We start from the raw sequence: 16,918 nt of genomic DNA, 5'->3' as shown, positions 1-16,918 counted from the left end.
AGCGCTGAGCGCTGCGAAGGCCCCTTCACGGCAGGCGTACGTCAGGGACGGGGAATGTTGCGCAGGTTGCTGCGGGCGAGTTCGACCATCTTGCCGACGCCGCCGGTGAGGACCGTCTTGCTCGCCGCGAGCGCGAAGCCCCGGACCATCTCGCCGGTGATCTTCGGCGGGATCGACATCGCGTTCGGGTCGGTGACGAGTTCGACCAGCGCGGGCCCGGGGTGGGCGAACGCCTTGGCCAGGGCGTCCCGTACGTCGCCCGGCTTCTCGACGCGGGTCGCGTGGATGCCGCACGCGGCCGCGATGGCGCTGAAGTTCACCGGGGCGTGGTCGGTCTCGTAGTCGGGCAGCCCGTCGACCAGCATCTCCAGCTTCACCATGCCCAGCGAGGCGTTGTTGAACAACACCACCTTGACCGGGACGTCGTAGGTGGACAGCGTGAGCAGATCACCCATCAGCATCGCGAGACCGCCGTCGCCGGAGATCGACACCACCTGACGGCCCGGATGCGACAGCTGCGCGCCGATCGCGTGCGGCAAGGCGTTGGCCATGCTCCCGTGCCGGAACGAGCCGATCACCCTGCGACGGCCGTTCGGAGTGAGGTAACGGGCCGCCCACACGTTGCCCATACCGGTGTCCACCGTGAACACCGCGTCGTCGGCGGCGAGGTCGTCGAGGATGTCGGCGGCGTACTCCGGGTGGATCGGGGTGCGGTGCTCGATCTTGTCCGTGTAGGCGTCGACGACCTTTTCCAGCCGCCGCGCGTGTTCGCGCAGCATCCTGTCCAAATAGGACCGATCGGTGCGCCGTTCCAGCAGCGGCAGCACGGCCTGGAGGGTTTCCTTGACGTCGCCGTGCACCGCGAGGTCCAGCGGCGTGCGCCTGCCCAGCCGCGACGTCTCGTGGTCGATCTGGACGGTGCGGGCCTGCGGCAGGAAGTTGTCGTAGGGGAAGTCCGTGCCCAGCAACACGATCCGGTCGGCCTCGTGCATCGCGTCGTAGCAGGCGCCGTAGCCGAGCAGCCCGCTCATGCCGACGTCGTACGGGTTGTCGTACTGGATCCATTCCTTGCCGCCCAGTGAATGCCCGACCGGCGCGGCGAGGGCGTCGGCGAGCTCCATCACCTCGGCGTGCGCGCCCCGGGTGCCCGCGCCCGCGAAGAGCATCACCTTTTCCCCGGAGTTCAGCACCTTCGCCAGTTCGGCGATCCGGTCGGCGGAGGGCACGACGGGCGACGGCGTCACCGGCGTGATCCGCTCGAACCCCGCCACCGCCGCCTTCCGCTCGGAGACGTCGCCGGGGATGCTCAGCACCGACACCCCGCCCTTGCCGACGGCGGTCTGCATGGCGATCCGCAGCAGGCGCGGCATCTGCTCGGGCTGCGAGACCAGCTCGCTGTAGTGGCTGCATTCGGCGAACAGCCGGTCCGGATGGGTCTCTTGGAAGAACCCGGTCCCGATCTGCGGCGACGGGATGTGCGAGGCGATCGCCAGCACCGGCGCGCCGCTGCGGTGCGCGTCGTAGAGCCCGTTGATGAGATGCAGGTTGCCGGGGCCGCAGCTACCCGCGCACACCGCCAGCTCGCCGGTCAGCTGCGCCTCGGCCGCCGCCGCGAACGCCGCGGTCTCCTCGTGCCGCACATGTACCCAATCGATACCTTCCGTGCGCCGCACGGCATCCACGATCGGGTTGAGACTGTCGCCGACGATCCCGTAGATCCGCCGCACCCCGGAATCCCGCAGGATCCGTACCAGTTGCTCGGCCACCGTGGCCATCGTCGTCCTCCCTTGCCCTCCGCTGACGTTCCGAGATCATCGTCGCGCGGTTTGCCGTATGCGTCCAATGCCTAGTAGACGTCGCATCCATGTCCTGAGAGCATGGACCTTATGGATCTCCAGGTACTGCGCCTCTTCCAGGCGGTGGCCCGCGGCGCGACCGTGACGGAGACCGCAGCCCAGGCGAACATGACACAACCCGCGCTCTCCCGCGCGCTGGACAAGATCGAACGGGAGGCCGGCGCCGAACTGTTCCAGCGCGTCGGCCGGGCGCTGCGGCTGACCCCGATCGGGACCGTCTTCGCCCGGCACGTAGAGGCGCTGCTGGAGGACTACGACCGCGGGCTGCGCGCGGTCCAGGACATGATCGACCCCGAGGCGGGCCTCGTCCCGCTGGCCTTCCTGCACACCCTCGGCACCTGGCTCGTCCCGCCACTGCTGAGCGGTTTTCGCGACAGGTTCCCGAAAACCCGGTTCGAACTGCACCAGCACGGCGAGGAGGGACTCGTCCGCGAACTGCTCGACGGCGGCGTCGACCTCGTGCTCACCAGCGGCGACCCGGGCAACCCGGCCATCCGCTGGAAGCGCCTGCTCGTCGAGCCGCTGCGGCTGGCAGTGCCCCCGCACCACCGGCTCGCCGGACGCAGGAGGATCCGCCTCGCCGAGGTCGCGGACGAGACGTTCGTGCTGCTGCGGCCCGGCTACGGCCTTCGCGACACCACGGAACGGCTGTGCCGCGAAGCCGGCTTCACGCCCCGCGTCGGCTTCGAAGGCGAGGAGGTCGAGACCTTGCGCGGTCTCGTCACCGCCGGACTCGGCGTCTCCCTGCTCCCGCTGCCTCAGACCGCCACCTTCCCGTCGTCCCGCGCCGAGCCGCTGGCACCGCACCTCACCGTCACCGACGTCCAGAGCAGCCGCGACCTCGGGCTGGCCTGGCTCGCCGACCGCAGTCTCCCGCCCGCGTCGGCCGGTTTCCGCGACCACGTCCTCAGGAGCGTCGAGGCAGCTCCGGCGGGTCCAGCAGCCGGACGCCGTCCTTGACGAAGCCGGAGCGCTTGACGTTGCGGATCAGCGGGCTCGTCTCGACCGTCCGCACCTCGGGCATGGCGCCCAGCGTGGTGGTCAGGTAGTCGTAGAAGGCGTCGGCGTCCCGGCAGACGAGCATCGCGACCAGGTTGGCCGGACCGGTGATCGCCGCGACGTAGCTGATTTCCGGGTGACCACTCATGGTCCGGCCGACGTGGTCGAGATCGGCGGGCGCCACCGAAAGCCACAGCACGGCCTCGGTCTCCATGCCGAGCAGCGACGGGTCGATCTCCGGGGCGAAGGCCACCGCGCCCACGGCGATGAGCTGCTCCAGCCGGCGTTTGACCGTGGTTTCGGAGCGTCCGGTCACCTCGGCCAGCTCGGTGTAGGTCGCGCGGCCGTCCCTGGCCAGCGCGCGCAGCAGCAGCTCGTCGTTCTCGTCGAGACGCGGCGAGGCCGCGCCCGGCGGAACCGGCGCGGGTTCCCGGAAGAAGTGGCGGAGCACCGACTGCGCGGACACCCCGACCACCCGGCCGCTGCGGGGAAGCTTGTCCAGCAACAGATCATTGCGTTCCCGGACCGAGCGGGCGTGCGGAAAGCAGATGATCTCGGTGCCGCCCGCCAGCAGGTCGATCCACAGGATGTCCGGCCGCCCGGCCAGCGCCAGCGCGACCGCCGGTGCCGTGTTCGGCGTGCACTGGATGCGGAACAGCCATTCGGAATAGCCGAGGCGCCTGCCGATCGGGATGCCGACGACCCGCAGCAGCCCGGCCGAGCGCAGTCGCCGGTACCGGCGCGCCACCGTCTGCTCCGAGATGCCCAGCACGGCGGCGAGCTGGGTCCAGGAGGCGCGGCCGTCGACGCGCAGCGCCGCGACCAGCGCCTGATCCGTTTCGTCGAGGGTGTCGTAATCCACTGCTTCTACGTTCTTCATGGAGGAATCCAGCATATCAGGCCGAATATTGCGCAGGGAGCGCCGAGCGCACTGATATCCAGTTCCCGATCGAGGCCGTCGGTGGCCTCCGGAACTTTCCTGGGAGATAGGACAGATGCGCAACTGGTGGCCCTTGACGGCCGTCTGCCTCGGCACGTTCATGTTGTTGCTGGACATCACCATCGTGAACGTCGCGCTCCCGGCGGTGGCCGTGGACCTGCACGCGGGCTTCGGCGATCTGCAGTGGGTCGTCGACGGCTACGTGCTCGGCCTGGTGGTGCTGCTGCTTTCCGCGGGCTCGCTGGCCGACCTGCGGGGCAGGCGGCGGACCTACGTCGCCGGGCTCGCGTTGTTCGCCGCCGCGTCGCTGGGCTGCGGGCTCGCCGCGACACCCACGATGCTCGTCGTGGCACGCGGCCTGCAGGGCGTGGGCGGCGCGCTCATGTTCGCGACCACGCTGGCCTTGCTGAGCAACAGCTACCGCGGGCGCGAGCGCGGGATCGCCTACGGCGTCTGGGGCGCGGTGAACGGCGCGGCGACGTCGATCGGCCCCATCCTCGGCGGAGTACTCACCGAACACCTCGGCTGGCGGTGGATCTTCCTGGTGAACGTGCCGATCAGCGTGGTCGCGATCCTGCTGGCGCTGCGGGTGCTGGCCGAGTCGGCCGATCCGGGGGCACGGCGCGTCGACTGGGCCGGGGCGCTGACCTTCTCGGTCGCCATGGCCGCGCTGCTGCTCGGTCTGATCGGCACCGCCTCGTGGTCGCCGTGGATGTACCCGGTGGCCGCGCTGGCGCTCGCCGCGTTCGTGGTCGTCGAACGGCGGAGCGCCGAGCCCATGCTGGATCTGAAACTGTTCACCAGGCCCGCGTTCCCGGCCATTTCGTTCACCGCGATGGCGATGCCGTTCGCGCTCTTCTCGCTGTTCCTCTTCCTCGCGTTGTGGCTGCAGTCCGTGCTCGGGTTCTCGCCGGTCGAGGTCGGGCTGACCTTCCTGCCGCTGAGCCTGGTGGCGCTGGTCGTCTCACCACTCGCGGGCAAACACCTCACACCCCGGCTCTCCGCCCGGGCGCAGATCGGCGCGGGGCTCGTGGTCTGCGGTGTCGGCGTGCTGCTCTTCCTCGGGCTGGACAAGGATTCCACCGGCACGGCGCTGCTGCCCGGTCTCCTGGTCGGCGGCCTCGGTGTCGGCGTCGCCAGCCCCCGGTTGTCCGCGACGGCGATGAGCGTCGTGCCGCCGGAACGCGCGGGGATGGCGGCCGGTGCCAACAACACCTTCGCCCAGCTCGGGAACGCGCTCGGCATCGCGATCCTCGGCGTCCTGTTCACCCGCCATGTCGAAGCGAGCCTCGCCGTTTCCGGTGTGGGAGCGGGAAATCCGGGGTTCGCCGCGGCCGTGGCCGGAGGTGGCACGCCCGGTCTGCTCGCCGCGACGCCCGAGCCGCGACGGGCCGCGCTGACGGAAGCCGTGGACACCGCCTTCACCGCGGGTCTGAACCACGTCTTCCTCGTCGCGGCCGTGGTGGCCTTCGCCGCGGCGGCGGCGACCTGGTTCGTCACCGTCCCCGCCGAGCCGAGGCAGGACGACCGGCCCGCGGCTCTCGACAACGCGGAACCCGTTTCCTGACAACGATTTCAGGGCAGCCCGAGGAACTTCGCCGCGTTGCCCCCGAGGAGTTTCCGGCGGTCCGTGCCGGCAAGGAAGGTCGCCTTGCGCACCACCTCGCCGACCGGCCGCTCCCCCAGCGGGTACGGGTAGTCACTGCCCAGCAGCACGTGGTCCGTACCCATCGTGTCGACCAGCAGCCGCAGCGCCCGTTCGTCGAACACGACGGAGTCCACGCTGAACCGGTCGAGGTAGTGCGAGGGCGGGAACTCCGACGAACCGAACACGTCGGGACGCTGGTGCCAGGCGTTGTCCATCCGGCCCACCCAGAACGGGAACGAACCGCCGCCGTGCGCGAAACACAGCCGCAGCGAGCCGGGCAACCGGTCGAACGCCCCGCCCAGCACCAGCGCGAGGATCGACAGGTGGGTTTCGGCAGGCATCCCGGTGAGCCACTGTGACATCCAGCGGTCCAGCCGGGGCGAGCCCGGCATGTCCCACGGGTGCACGAACACCGGCGCCCCGACGGCCGCGCAGTGCTGGAGGAACGTGACGATCCCGGCGTCGTCGAGGTCCCGGTCGCCCACGTGGTTCCCGATCTCGACACCGCGGTGCCCGGCGGCGAGACAACGATCCAGTTCGGCGCACGCGGCGTCCGGATCCTGCAACGGAACCTGGCAGAACGGCAGCATCCGCTCCGGCGCGGGCGCGCAGATCTCCAGCGCCAGATCGTTGAAGATCCGCGCCGCCTTCGCCGCTTCGGCACCGGGCCGGAGGTAGGAGAAGAACACCGGCGTCGGGGACACGACCTGGACGTCCACGCCGTCGGCGTCCATGGCCGCCAGCCGCTCGCCCGCGTCCCAGCAGTCACTCCGGATTCGCCGGAACTCCTGTGACCGCAGCATGATCGTGGCGTCCTTTTCGGACTCGACGCGCAGCCACGGCCAGCCGTCCCCGAGCTCGGGCCAGCCCCGCGGGACGTAGTGCGTGTGCGCGTCGATGACCGGTTCCCGTGCCAACGCTTGAAACCCCTTCTCGTGCATCCTGCTGCCGGAATTCCGCTCAGCCCTTGCCAGGGTGCAGCGCGCCGCACGCCCGGCAGGTCCTGGCCGCTTCGTCGCCGTAGAACCGCTGGAACACCGGGGGCAGGTCGTCGACGATGTCCCGCACCTGGAGTTCGACCTCGTGCACGAGCGCGGCGCAGTCCGGGCAGTACCACTGGAACTTCTCCAGCGTCCCCTCGTCCCGGATCCGTTCGATCACGAGCCCGATCGAGTCCGGGTCCGGCCGCTGCGGCGAATGCGGCACATTGCCGGGCAGCAGCCACATCGAGCCCTCGGCGATCTCGACGGTGTGCGGGCCGTCCCCGGTCATGAGGTTGACGTGCATGTCGCCCCTGACCTGGTAAAACCATTCCTCGTAGGGATCGACGTGGAAGTCGGTGCGCCGGTTGGGGCCGCCGACGACCATCACGATGAAATCCCCCGTCCGCGTCCACAGTTGCTTGTTGTTGACCGGCGGCACGAGCAGGTGCCGGTTTTCCTCGACCCACGCCACGAAGTCGATCACCGGGGGAATCTCGGACAAGTCGCCTCCTTCGCCGAACTCTCTTCCGCTCCGATGCTCGCGCATCCGGCCATGCCTGACCAATAGCATTGCGCGCCATGGCTATGCTCGGATCGTCATAGCGCGGAAGGGGTGCGATGCATCCGGACAAACTGCTCGACGGACGGCTCAAACTGCGGCATCTCGTGCTCGTCACGACCATCGCCGAACACGGCAGCGTGCTGCGCGCGGCGAGACAGCTGCACGTCACCCAGCCGGTGGTGACCCGCGGCCTGCGCGAACTGGAGACGATTCTCGGGGCCGAGCTGTTCGAACGCGGGCCGCGCGGTGTCGCCCCGACCATCTACGGCACCGCGTTCGTCGAACACGCGCAAACCATCCTCGCCCAGGTCCGCACGGCCGGGCAGCATCTCGGGGAACTCGCCTCGGCACAGGTCGGCACGGTCACCGTCGGCACCCACCTCGCCGGGTCGAACGTCCTGCTGCCGCGGGCGATCGCGCGACTCAAGCGGGAGCGTCCGCAAGTCACCGTCGTCGTCCGCGAAGCGACCCCGGACACCCTGCACGCCGAACTGCGCACCGGCCGGATCGACCTGATGGTGGGCAGGCTGACGACGTCGGGCGACCGCGACCACGTCACCCAGCACCGCCTCTACCACGAGCCGGTCCGGCTGGTGACCCGCGCCGGCCACCCCGCGCAGGAGCTGTCCTCGCCCGGCTGGGCCGATCTGCTCGGCTATCCGTGGATCGTCCCGGTGCGCGAAACGGCGCTGCGCGAAGAACTCGAACAGGTCTTCTTCGCCGAGGGGCTCTCGATCCCGGAAAACCGCGTCGAATGCACCTGCATGATGACGTTGAAGACCCTGCTCGCCGAGACCGACGCGATCGCGGCGCTGCCGATGCTCGTGGCGACCGGCTCCGGCGAGCTCGCCCTGCTGCCGCCGCTGCTGCCCTCGGTGAGCAGGCTCGTCGGTGTCACGCTTCCCCGCGACCGGTCCGCGAGCCCGAGTGCGAGCCTGCTGCTGGGCTGCCTGCGGGCGGTGGCCGCCGAGATCCGGGACCGGCTATGACTGCGGAAGCAGCGCCACCGCCTGGATTTCGATGAGCAGGTGCGGATGCGGCAGCTGATGCACCGCGACGGTCGTCCTCGCCGGACCGGTTTCGTCGAAGAAGCTCCCGTAAACCTCGTTGTACCCGGCGAAATCGTTCATGTTCACCAAGTACGCGGTCACCTGGACGACGTCGGCGAGGCTCGCCCCGGCGTCCGCGAGGATCTCCCCGATGTTCTCGATCACCGCGGTGGTCTGCGCCCGGATGTCGAGCCGGGTCGTGCCCATCGCGTCCACCTCGGCGCCCACGATGGTGTTGTCCGGACGGCGGCTGCTCGTCCCGGACACGAACGCGAACCCGCCCGCCAGCCGCACGTGCGGGAACCTGCCGCGAGGTTTCGCCTTGCCCGCCACCACTCGCGCGTCCGCCCCGCTCACAGCTGCACGCACACATTCGTCGGCTCGCTGTAGAACGCGAGCGAGTGCGCGCCGCCTTCGCGGCCGATGCCGGAGAGCCCGGAGCCGCCGAAGGGAGACCGCAGGTCGCGCAGATACCACGTGTTCACCCAGGACATCCCGGCCCGCATCCGCTGCGCGACCCGGTGCCCGCGTTCCAGATCGGTCGTCCACACGGCGGCGGCCAGCCCGTAGTCGGTGTCGTTGGCCAACGTGACGGCCTCTTCCTCGGTGTCGAACGGGATCAGCGCGGCGACCGGGCCGAACACCTCCTCGCGCAGCACCCGGGAACCGTGATCGAGCCCGGTCCATACTGTCGGCTCGATCCAGGCGCCCCCGGCGAGTTCGTCACCGAGTTCCGGCACGCCGCCGCCGGTCACCACTTCGGCGCCGTCGGCCCTCGCTTGGTCCAAATAGGACATTACCTTTTCCCGGTGTCCTAACGAGATCAGCGGCCCGGTGGTGGTCAGCGGATCCTCGGGCCTGCCGAGCCGCAGCTGTTTCGCGGCGGCCGCCAGTCCAGTGACCACTTCGTCGAAGACGCCGCGCTGGACATACACCCGTTCGGTACACAGGCACACCTGCCCGGTATTGGTGAACACCGAGCGCGCAAGCCCCTCGACGGTCCGTTCCAGCTCGGCGTCGTCGAACACCACCGCCGCGTTCTTGCCGCCCAGTTCGAACGAAACCGGCCGCACGCGGGCGGACGCGGCCCGCATGATCGCCGCGCCGGTGGCGGATTCGCCGGTGAACGTGATGCCGTCCACGCCGGGGTGCGTGGTGAGCAGTTCCCCGGCGGAGCCCGCTCCGAAGCCGTGCACGACGTTATACACCCCGTCCGGGACACCGGCCTCGGCGAGGATCTCGGCGAGCAACGCCGCGCTCGACGGCGTCTCCTCCGACGGTTTGACGACCACGGTGTTCCCGCAGGCCAGCGCCGGGGCGACCTTCCAGGTCAGCAACAGCAGCGGCAGGTTCCACGGCACGATCACCGCGACCACGCCGAGTGGTTTGCGCACTGCGTAATTCAGCGCACGCCGGCCGCCGGGCAACTCGGTGAGGTACGAGTCGAGTCCCGCCGCCGCGATGACGTCCGCGAACGCGGCGAAGTTCGCAGCGGCTCGCGAGACCTCGAAATCCCTTGCCTGCGCCCAAGGTTTGCCGGTGTCCTCGACCTCGGCCCGCGCGAGATCGTCCGCCCGTTCCTCGATCCGCCGGGCGATCCGGCGCAGCAGCCCCGCCCGCTCCAGGACTCCCATCGCACCCCACGGGCCGTCGAACGCCTTACGCGCCGCGGCGACGGCCCGGTCGACCAGCGGGCGATCCGCCGCGGCAACCCGCGAAACGGGCCTGCCGTCGACCGGGCTCACGTTGGGGAAGCAGGTTTCCGCCTCCTCGACGTACTTTCCCTCGATGAAACACCACGTCGTGCGCTCTGCCGTCACGGCCACCTCCGGTACTGGTGTCCGCATCGTGGCCCCGACCAGCCATACCCGTCCAATGCCCAATCATGCTGCCGTTATAGCGGGATCGTCATAACGCGAGCACGTGGTCAGAACTACGGCCCGCTGACGGCGTCCAGCAGCTCGACCGCGATCGGGTCGACCTCCTTGGCGATGTTCGTCAGGATGGCGACACCCGTTCCGCTGTCCGGGCAGAATCCCGCGAAACTCCGGAATCCGCCCGTACCGCCGTTGTGCCACACCAGCTGCTTGCCGCTGCGCGGCAGCGGCTCCAGGAGCCAGTTGACGCCGATGTTCCGCACCGGATCGACGGCGAACCGCGGCTGGCGCACGAGCCGCATCGCCTCGCCGAGCGGACCCCGCGCCGGAGCGAGGTAGGCACGGACATACCGCAGCAGGTCGTCCACCGTGCCGTACAGGGCGCCGGCGGCGGCACAGGTCCGGACGTGCCAGTCCGGTGTGACCGCGCCGGATTCGTTGTGGCCCACCGCCTTCCGCGCGTACTGCTCCCCGCGGACCGCCGTGCTGGTGTCCCGCAGACCGAGCGGACCGGTGATACGCGGCCGGACGACCGACTCGTAGGCCGCCTCCTCCCCGATCGCGAGCGACTGGCCCTGCAGGCCCGTGGCCAGGTTCGAGTAGTCGAAGACCTTGCCCGGTTCCCTGGGCAACGTGGTCTCCCGCAGAGTCTCGGCCACATCCTTCAGCGTGAAGATCGCGTACGGGTCGCGCCAATCGACGTCCGGCCGCTTCTTCCAGCTCTCCGGAAAGGACGGGATACCGGACGTGTGCGTCGCGACGTCGCCGATCGTGATCTGCCTGCCCTGCCAGGTGGGCAGGTGCAGCCAGCCCGGCAGGTAGCGCTGGAGCGGATCCTCGAACCGGCGGCGCCCGTGGACGACCTCCAGCGCGACGGCGAGCCCGGTGAACGTCTTGGTGATGGACCCGATCTGGTAGACCGTACGCCCATCCGGCCTGCGTCCGTCGGGCTGACCGCTGTTCCCGGTACCCGCGACGTACTGCCCGTGCCGGTCGAACAGGCCGATCACCAGGCTGGGATACCCCTTCCCTGCCGCACCGGCGAGCTGACTGTCCACAAGGGACTTGAGCCTGTCCGTGGTGGCCGCGTTCGCGATCCCCGGCACCACCGCGCCGAGTGCCGCGATCCCCGCCCCCGCGAGGAATGTCCGACGGTTCGTCATGATTCTCCCCTTCCCGTGCTCATCCCGGGTCCGCCCCGATGGCGAGCAGCACGAGCAACGGCACCACCCGCGCCCCGGGCACGGTGTACTGACCGCGCCCGCCCGCGAGCAGCCAGCCGGCGGCGACGAGCTGCCGGAGATGGTGGTAGAGCTGTCCCGTCGTCCCCAGCGATTCGTGCTCCCGCAGCTCGGCGACCGTGCGCGCGCCGCCGAGCACCTGCCGCAGCAGCAACAGCCGCACCGGATGCCCGAGCGCGGCGAACGCGCCACTCAGCTCGGACCAGTCCCGCGCCAGCAGGTCCGCCGCCGGCGCGCCACGCTGCCATTCGTAGAACTCCCCGGTCGGCAGCCGCACCGACCCGGTGAACAGCACACCCCCGTCGGTGTCCCGCAGCCGTTCCTGCAGCCCGCGCAAGGCCCAGAACGTCTCCGGATCGGGCCCCGCCGGACGCTCCCACGTCCCCTCCAGCCGCGCCATCCGCTCCTCCAAGGCGGCGACGCGCTCGGCCAGTTCCTCGTGCTCACTCATGGACGAGGATATTACGTAACTACGTAATTCCGCAACGACCGGCCCCGGGTCCCGGCCGCCGGATGAGCTGAAGGGCGCTTTCAGTGCGCTCGATGCAGTGAAGGGCGCCTTCGATGCGTTGGATGCACTGAAGGCGCCCTTCAGCACCCGGCTCCCCGGGAATTCCGTTATCGTGTCCGAGCGACGGGACCGGAAACGAAATCGTGCATTCCGGCCAGCGGAGCATTTTCACGACACCGCGTCCGGAATTCCGGAAAGAATGGGGAGAATGGCGTGAACACGACATCACGTCGGCGGGCACTCGGGATTTTCGGTGCCGCCGTCGCGGCGGGCCCCGTCCTCGCCGCCTGCGGCAAGGCGACCGCCACCGCGGCGGTCCCGCCCGGGAATCCCCAGCAGGGTGCGGACACGATCATGATCATCCGGCACGCGGAGAAGCCCGACGGCTCCTCGCCCGCACAAGGCGTCACCGCGGACGGCGAGCGGAGCGACGGTTCACTGACCGTACGCGGCTGGACGCGGGCGGGCGCGCTGGTCGAACTGTTCGCCCCGGCAGGCGGCCAAGCCGTGCGGACCGGGCTGGTCCGTCCCGCCGCCGTCTACGCGGCCGCGCCCAACGGCGACAAGAGCCAGCGCCCTTCTCAGACGGTCACGCCCGTCGCGGCACGGCTCGGCGTCAAGCTGGAGATGCCGTTCGGCAAGGGGGACGAGAAGGCACTGGCCGCGAGGCTCACCAGTCTCCACGGCGCGACGCTGGTTTCCTGGCAGCACGAGGAAATCCCGGACATCGCCAAGCACCTCGGTGCCGTCACCCCCGCCCCGCCCGCGAAGTGGCCGGATGAGCGCTTCGACGTCGTCTGGGTGTTCACCCGGACCGCCGGGGGCTGGACGTTCGGCCAGGTCCCGCAGCTACTCCTGGACGGGGACCTCGACAAGGTCATCACCTAGTTTCGCTAGGCTCGCGGATGTGAAGGCGGTCCGGTGGGTGCTCGTGTCGGCAGCGCTCCTCGTCGCGGGATGCGACGGGACGCCCCCGAAAGCGGCCCCGCCGCCGGCCACCACGAGCACGCCCGCCCCGTCCTCGGCCGCACCCACCACCACGAACCAGGATCCGGCACGCTTCGCGAAGCAGGTCGTCGCCCGCGCCCGTGAGGCCGGCGTCGACGCGCAACTGGTCATGGCGATTCTGTACAACGAGTCCTACAAACCACATGATCCGGACATGGAACGCGCCTGGCAGAAACTGAAACCGGACGCCGCGTTCGGAATCGCCAATATGCACAAGGCCGCCTTCGACGAGACCAAGAAGGGCAGGCCGTTCGCGAACCGGGAATGGCCGGAGCTGCCCGACGATCCGGACCTGGCGATCCAGGCCGCCGCCTGGTACCTGCACGACCTCGCCGCACAGCTCCCCTCGGCGCACCCGGGCCAGAGCACCGCCGACCTGCTCGCGGCGGGCTACAACGCCGGACCGGGGACGATGAAGACGATCGCCCGCGGCACGAAACCGGGCCCCCAGGTACAGACCTACCTCGACACACTGCACGGCAACTGGGCCAAGGCGGGCCAGGCCGTCACCTCCTGACCCCGGCGGGTGCACCAGGTCACACCACCGGAGCGTGATCACATCTTGAACATATAGAGATATGCGCATATATTCGCAGATGGAGTGAGGCGAACGGGAGGACGAAGACGTGAGCAGCGGACACGGCCACAACGGCCACGGGCACGGCGTGTCGGCCAATGCCGATCAGCGCTGGCTACTGGGCGCGCTCGGGCTGATCGTGGTGTTCATGGCCGCCGAGGTCGGCATCGGGATCGCGGCGGGCTCGCTCGCCCTGCTGTCCGACGCGGCGCACATGCTGACCGACGCCGCCGCCATCGCGCTCGCCGTCTGGGCGATCCGGCTCGCCGCGTTGCCCGCGAAGGGCCGGATGACCTACGGCTGGAAACGCGCCGAGATCCTCTCCGCGCTGGCCAACGGCCTTACCTTGCTCCTGCTGGCCGCGTGGCTGGCCTACGAGGCGATCGAGCGGCTGATCACGCCGCCCGAGGTCACCGGCGGGCTCGTGCTGGTGACCGCGCTCGCGGGTGTCGTGGTCAACGTCGCCGCGACGTGGATGATCAGCAAGGCCAACCGCTCCAGCCTCAACGTCGAGGGCGCGTTCCAGCACATCCTCAACGACCTGTTCGCGTTCATCGCGACCGCGGTCGCGGGGCTGGTGATGCTGCTGACCGGATTCGCCCGCGCGGACGCCATCGCGTCACTCGTCGTCGTCGCGCTGATGATCAAGGCCGGGGTCTCGCTCGTCCGCGAGTCCAGCCGCATCATCCTCGAAGCGGCGCCCGCCGGACTCGACCCGGTCGCCATCGGGCAGGTCATGGCGGGCAGGCCGGACGTGTCCGAGGTGCACGACCTGCACATCTGGGAGATCACGTCCGGCCAGCCCGCGCTGTCGGCCCACGTCCTGGTGCGGCCGGGCCGCGACTGCCACGCCGTGCGCACCGACCTGGCCACCCTGCTGGCGGCCAAGCACGACATCGAGCACACGACGCTGCAGGTCGACCACGCCACGCCGAGCCCGCGTGCCCCCGGAGAGCACTGCGACACCGCGCACGGCCCCGTGCACCGGGCCACCGCCACACCCTGACGCCGCACTGTCCTCTGTGGACTCAGCTAGCCCAGCGGGCGCGGGGCGCCGATGCCAAGGTGATCGCGCAGCGTCGTCCCGCTGTACTCGGTGCGGAACACCCCGCGTTCCTGCAGGAGCGGGACGACGTCGTCGGCGAAGCGGTCCAGCCCGCCCGGGGTCACGTGCGGGACGAGGATGAAGCCGTCGGAGGCGTCGGCCTGCACGAGTTCGTTGATCGACGACGCCACCGTGGCGGGCGAACCGATGAAGTTCTGCCGCCCGGTGACCTCGATGATCAGCTCCCGCAGCGAAAGGTTCTTCGCCGCCGCCAGCTCCCGCCACTGTTTCGCCGTCGCCAGCGGATCGCGGTACATCCGGACGCTGGCGCGGCCCTTCGCGATGGTGTTCTCCCCCACCACCGGATCGACGTCGGGCAGCGGGCCGTCCGGGTCGTAGCCGGACAGGTCCCGGTTCCAGAGCTGTTCGGCGAACTTGATCGCCGTCTGGCCGCTGACCTGCTGATGCCGGACGACGTCGGCCAGTTCCTGCGCCTCGGCGTCGGTGTCGCCGAGCACGAACGTCGCCGCGGGCAGGACGACGAGGTCCTCGTTGCGGCGACCGTATTTCGCCAGGCGGCCCTTGACGTCGGCGTAGAACTCCTGGCCCGCTTCGAGAGTCCCGTGCCTGCTGAAGATCGCGTCCGCGGTCGACGCGGCGAACTCGCGCCCTTCCTCGGAATCACCGGCCTGCAGGATCACCGGACGCCCCTGCGGGGAGCGCGGCACGTTGAAACGGCCCGCGATGTCGAAATGCGCGTCACGGTGTTCGAACGCACCGGCCCGCGGATCGACGAGGAAGACACCGTTCTCCTTGTCCGCCACCACTTCCCCGCCGTGCCACGAGTCGAACAGCTCGGCCGCGGTGGCCAGGAACGCCTTGGCCCGTTCGTACCGCTGCTCCTGCGGCAGGAAACCGCCGCGCCGGAAGTTCTCCCCGGTAAAGGCGTCCCACGAGGTCACCACGTTCCACGCGGCCCGGCCCGCCGAGAGGTGGTCGAGGCTGGCGAACTGCCGGGCCACCTCGTAGGGCTCGTTGAACGTGGAGTTGATCGTCCCGGCGAGACCGATACGGTCGGTGACCGCGGCGAGCGCGGCCAGGACGGTGAAGGTGTCCGGCCTGCCCACGACGTCGAGGTCGTAGATCTCGCCGTTCTGTTCCCGCAGCCGCAACCCCTCGGCGAGAAAGAACAGGTCGAACTTGGCGCGCTCGGCCGTCCGCGCGAGGTGGACGAAGGAGTCGAACTCGATGTGGCTGCCCGCCTCGGGATCGCTCCACACCGTCGTGTTGTTGACGCCGGGGAAGTGCGCGGCGAGATGGATCTGCTTCAGCGGCTTACCGTCTGTACTCATCGCGAAGTCCTCGTTCTCTAGGCGGCGTAACGGTTCGCCGGCCGGGGCAGGCCGAGCAGCCCGCGCAGGGTGGTGGCTTCGTACTCGTCGCGGAACACGCCGCGGGCCCGTAGTTCGGGGACGAGCGCCCGGGTGATCGCCTCGAGGTCGTGCGGGATCGCGCCGGGACGCAGCCGGAATCCGGAGAGCCCTTCGTCCCGCCACGCGACGAGCTGGTCCGCGAGCCCCGCCGCGGTGCCGGTGAAGATCAGCGTGTCGGACGTGTACTCGGCGCCGTCCACCGCGTCCAGCCGGGCCTTGCGCTCGGCCGCGGCCGATTCGGTCTCGTCGAGGAACACGAGGATGTCCGCGAACACGTGCACCTGTTCGCCCGCGCGCCCGGCGTTCTCCTGTTCGGTGCGGACCTGATCGACGATCGGCCGGATGTCCCCCCGCTCCCCCGGCGTCACCAGCACCACGTCGGCCGCCCGCGCGCCGACGCGGTACGGCAGCCCGGCGTGCGCCAGCGTGACCACCAGGGGTTGCCCCTGCGGCGGGCGCGGGGTGATCGACGGGCCGCGGACGCTGAACCAGCGGCCCTCGAAGTCGATGTAGTGCAGCTTCTCCCGGTCGACGAACCGGCCGGTCGCGACGTCGCGGATCTCGGCGTCGTCCTCCCAGCTGTCCCAGAGCCTGCGGACGACCTCGACGTAGTCCGCGGTCTCTTCGAGCAGATCCGCGATCGCGCTCTGACGGTCGAAATGCGCGACGTCGTCCCAGCTGATCTCACCGAGTTCGCGGCGGCCGAAGTGCGCGGCGTCGACGTGGCGCGGCGCGACCTGGGCGCGCAGACCGCCTCGGCCGTTGCTGACGTAGTCGAGCGTGGCGATCGCCTTCGAGAGGTGGAAGGGTTCGGTGTGCGTCACGACCGCCGTCGGCACGAGACCGATGTGCCGGGTCAGCGGGGCGATCCGGGACGCCACAAGCACCGCGTCGAGCCGTCCGCGCACCTGGTCGGCCCGGTCGTCGAAGCCGTCCGGGAGGCTCGACTGGACGCCGAGGGAGTCCTCGATCGTCACGAAGTCGAGCAGCCCGCGTTCGGCCTCGCCGACCAGGTCCGCCCAGTAACGGGCGGTGAACAGCTCGGCGGGCCGGGCATCGGGTTCGCGCCAGGCGGCCGGGTGCCAGCCCGCCGCGTCCAGCGCGACCGCGAGGTGGAGTTTCGGCACTGGGGACATGTCCGGTGTCCTTCCTGGTCGCCGTGCGACCTCATCCGTGCCGAACTCGTGCC

The 16,918-nt window shown here is 70.0% G+C and carries 16 protein-coding genes; 6 read left to right on the top strand and 10 right to left on the bottom strand.

Annotated elements, in window-relative coordinates; genetic code table 11:
• Positions 1 to 41: 41 nt before the first annotated feature.
• The gene (locus tag ACFWY9_RS11210; protein WP_378322545.1) at positions 42 to 1,775 is read right to left on the bottom strand and encodes a pyruvate dehydrogenase; all 1,734 of its coding nucleotides are present in this window, start codon (positions 1,773 to 1,775) and stop codon (positions 42 to 44) included.
• A gap of 111 nt (positions 1,776 to 1,886) precedes the next feature.
• On the opposite strand from ACFWY9_RS11210, the gene ACFWY9_RS11205 reads away from it, so the two are divergent.
• A complete protein-coding gene (locus tag ACFWY9_RS11205) occupies positions 1,887 to 2,816 on the top strand; it encodes a LysR family transcriptional regulator (protein WP_378322544.1) in 930 nt (309 codons plus the stop codon).
• Here ACFWY9_RS11205 and ACFWY9_RS11200 read toward each other — a convergent pair.
• On the bottom strand, positions 2,764 to 3,735 hold the full coding sequence (locus tag ACFWY9_RS11200) for an Lrp/AsnC family transcriptional regulator (RefSeq protein WP_378338760.1): 972 nt from the start codon (positions 3,733 to 3,735) through the stop codon (positions 2,764 to 2,766). The genes ACFWY9_RS11205 and ACFWY9_RS11200 overlap by 53 nt on opposite strands.
• Positions 3,736 to 3,850: 115 nt before the next feature.
• Here ACFWY9_RS11200 and ACFWY9_RS11195 point away from each other — a divergent pair, with 115 nt between their 5' ends.
• Positions 3,851 to 5,362 carry an MFS transporter gene (locus tag ACFWY9_RS11195; protein ID WP_378338759.1) on the top strand — a complete coding sequence of 504 codons (1,512 nt, stop codon included), beginning with the start codon at positions 3,851 to 3,853 and terminating at the stop codon, positions 5,360 to 5,362.
• An 8-nt stretch (positions 5,363 to 5,370) separates the two neighbouring features.
• Here ACFWY9_RS11195 and ACFWY9_RS11190 read toward each other — a convergent pair whose 3' ends face one another.
• Together ACFWY9_RS11190 and ACFWY9_RS11185 are read right to left on the bottom strand one after the other, a co-directional pair.
• On the bottom strand, positions 5,371 to 6,360 hold the full coding sequence (locus tag ACFWY9_RS11190; protein ID WP_378338758.1) for an amidohydrolase family protein: 990 nt from the start codon (positions 6,358 to 6,360) through the stop codon (positions 5,371 to 5,373).
• 43 nt (positions 6,361 to 6,403) lie between these two features.
• Positions 6,404 to 6,928 carry a 3-hydroxyanthranilate 3,4-dioxygenase gene (locus ACFWY9_RS11185; protein WP_378322539.1) on the bottom strand — a complete coding sequence of 175 codons (525 nt, stop codon included), beginning with the start codon at positions 6,926 to 6,928 and terminating at the stop codon, positions 6,404 to 6,406.
• Between the two features lie 116 nt (positions 6,929 to 7,044).
• On the opposite strand from ACFWY9_RS11185, the gene ACFWY9_RS11180 reads away from it, so the two are divergent.
• Complete coding sequence (locus ACFWY9_RS11180) at positions 7,045 to 7,977, top strand: LysR substrate-binding domain-containing protein (RefSeq protein WP_378338757.1); 933 nt, start codon at positions 7,045 to 7,047, stop codon at positions 7,975 to 7,977.
• Here the strand turns inward: ACFWY9_RS11180 and ACFWY9_RS11175 are convergent.
• From ACFWY9_RS11175 to ACFWY9_RS11160, 4 genes are all read right to left on the bottom strand, one after another.
• On the bottom strand, positions 7,972 to 8,394 hold the full coding sequence (locus ACFWY9_RS11175; RefSeq protein ID WP_378338756.1) for a RidA family protein: 423 nt from the start codon (positions 8,392 to 8,394) through the stop codon (positions 7,972 to 7,974). The two genes, ACFWY9_RS11180 and ACFWY9_RS11175, sit on opposite strands and share 6 nt — an antisense overlap.
• A complete protein-coding gene (locus tag ACFWY9_RS11170) occupies positions 8,391 to 9,857 on the bottom strand; it encodes a 2-hydroxymuconic semialdehyde dehydrogenase (protein ID WP_378338755.1) in 1,467 nt (488 codons plus the stop codon). The genes ACFWY9_RS11175 and ACFWY9_RS11170 overlap by 4 nt, the downstream gene beginning before the upstream one ends.
• 113 nt (positions 9,858 to 9,970) lie before the next feature.
• Entirely contained in the window at positions 9,971 to 11,077 is a 1,107-nt protein-coding gene (locus ACFWY9_RS11165) for a serine hydrolase domain-containing protein (RefSeq protein ID WP_378338754.1), read from the bottom strand.
• A 19-nt stretch (positions 11,078 to 11,096) separates the two neighbouring features.
• A complete protein-coding gene (locus ACFWY9_RS11160) occupies positions 11,097 to 11,606 on the bottom strand; it encodes an ArsR family transcriptional regulator (protein ID WP_378338753.1) in 510 nt (169 codons plus the stop codon).
• Positions 11,607 to 11,879: 273 nt separating this feature from the next.
• On the opposite strand from ACFWY9_RS11160, the gene ACFWY9_RS11155 reads away from it, so the two are divergent.
• The 3 genes from ACFWY9_RS11155 (at position 11,880) to ACFWY9_RS11145 (ending at position 14,257) form a co-directional block, all read left to right on the top strand.
• The gene (locus tag ACFWY9_RS11155; protein WP_378338752.1) at positions 11,880 to 12,554 is read left to right on the top strand and encodes a hypothetical protein; all 675 of its coding nucleotides are present in this window, start codon (positions 11,880 to 11,882) and stop codon (positions 12,552 to 12,554) included.
• Between the two features lie 19 nt (positions 12,555 to 12,573).
• Positions 12,574 to 13,191, top strand: a complete 618-nt coding sequence (locus ACFWY9_RS11150) for a transglycosylase SLT domain-containing protein (protein ID WP_378322530.1) — start codon at positions 12,574 to 12,576, stop codon at positions 13,189 to 13,191.
• A 109-nt stretch (positions 13,192 to 13,300) separates the two neighbouring features.
• On the top strand, positions 13,301 to 14,257 hold the full coding sequence (locus tag ACFWY9_RS11145; RefSeq protein ID WP_378322529.1) for a cation diffusion facilitator family transporter: 957 nt from the start codon (positions 13,301 to 13,303) through the stop codon (positions 14,255 to 14,257).
• 26 nt (positions 14,258 to 14,283) lie between these two features.
• Here ACFWY9_RS11145 and ACFWY9_RS11140 read toward each other — a convergent pair whose 3' ends face one another.
• Entirely contained in the window at positions 14,284 to 15,648 is a 1,365-nt protein-coding gene (locus tag ACFWY9_RS11140; RefSeq protein WP_378322528.1) for an NtaA/DmoA family FMN-dependent monooxygenase, read from the bottom strand.
• A 17-nt stretch (positions 15,649 to 15,665) separates the two neighbouring features.
• Positions 15,666 to 16,865, bottom strand: a complete 1,200-nt coding sequence (locus tag ACFWY9_RS11135; RefSeq protein WP_378322527.1) for an LLM class flavin-dependent oxidoreductase — start codon at positions 16,863 to 16,865, stop codon at positions 15,666 to 15,668.
• Positions 16,866 to 16,918 lie beyond the last annotated feature (53 nt).

The sequence above is a fragment of the Amycolatopsis sp. NPDC059027 genome, from assembly GCF_042739735.1.
In the GTDB taxonomy this organism is placed as follows: Bacteria; Actinomycetota; Actinomycetes; order Mycobacteriales; family Pseudonocardiaceae; genus Amycolatopsis.
The sequence above is the reverse complement of the archived record's forward strand: the minus strand, read 5'-3'. Positions and strand labels throughout refer to the sequence as shown.

What these genes read in the sequence shown, in the direction of transcription:
- ACFWY9_RS11210 (WP_378322545.1), bottom strand. Translation starts at nt 1,775, where the DNA reads ATGGCCACGGTGGCCGAGCAACTGGTACGGATCCTGCGGGATTCCGGG.
- ACFWY9_RS11140 (WP_378322528.1), bottom strand. Translation starts at nt 15,648, where the DNA reads ATGAGTACAGACGGTAAGCCGCTGAAGCAGATCCATCTCGCCGCGCAC.
- ACFWY9_RS11205 (WP_378322544.1), top strand. Translation starts at nt 1,887, where the DNA reads ATGGATCTCCAGGTACTGCGCCTCTTCCAGGCGGTGGCCCGCGGCGCG.
- ACFWY9_RS11135 (WP_378322527.1), bottom strand. Translation starts at nt 16,865, where the DNA reads ATGTCCCCAGTGCCGAAACTCCACCTCGCGGTCGCGCTGGACGCGGCG.
- ACFWY9_RS11195 (WP_378338759.1), top strand. Translation starts at nt 3,851, where the DNA reads ATGCGCAACTGGTGGCCCTTGACGGCCGTCTGCCTCGGCACGTTCATG.
- ACFWY9_RS11180 (WP_378338757.1), top strand. Translation starts at nt 7,045, where the DNA reads ATGCATCCGGACAAACTGCTCGACGGACGGCTCAAACTGCGGCATCTC.
- ACFWY9_RS11165 (WP_378338754.1), bottom strand. Translation starts at nt 11,077, where the DNA reads ATGACGAACCGTCGGACATTCCTCGCGGGGGCGGGGATCGCGGCACTC.
- ACFWY9_RS11160 (WP_378338753.1), bottom strand. Translation starts at nt 11,606, where the DNA reads ATGAGTGAGCACGAGGAACTGGCCGAGCGCGTCGCCGCCTTGGAGGAG.
- ACFWY9_RS11200 (WP_378338760.1), bottom strand. Translation starts at nt 3,735, where the DNA reads ATGAAGAACGTAGAAGCAGTGGATTACGACACCCTCGACGAAACGGAT.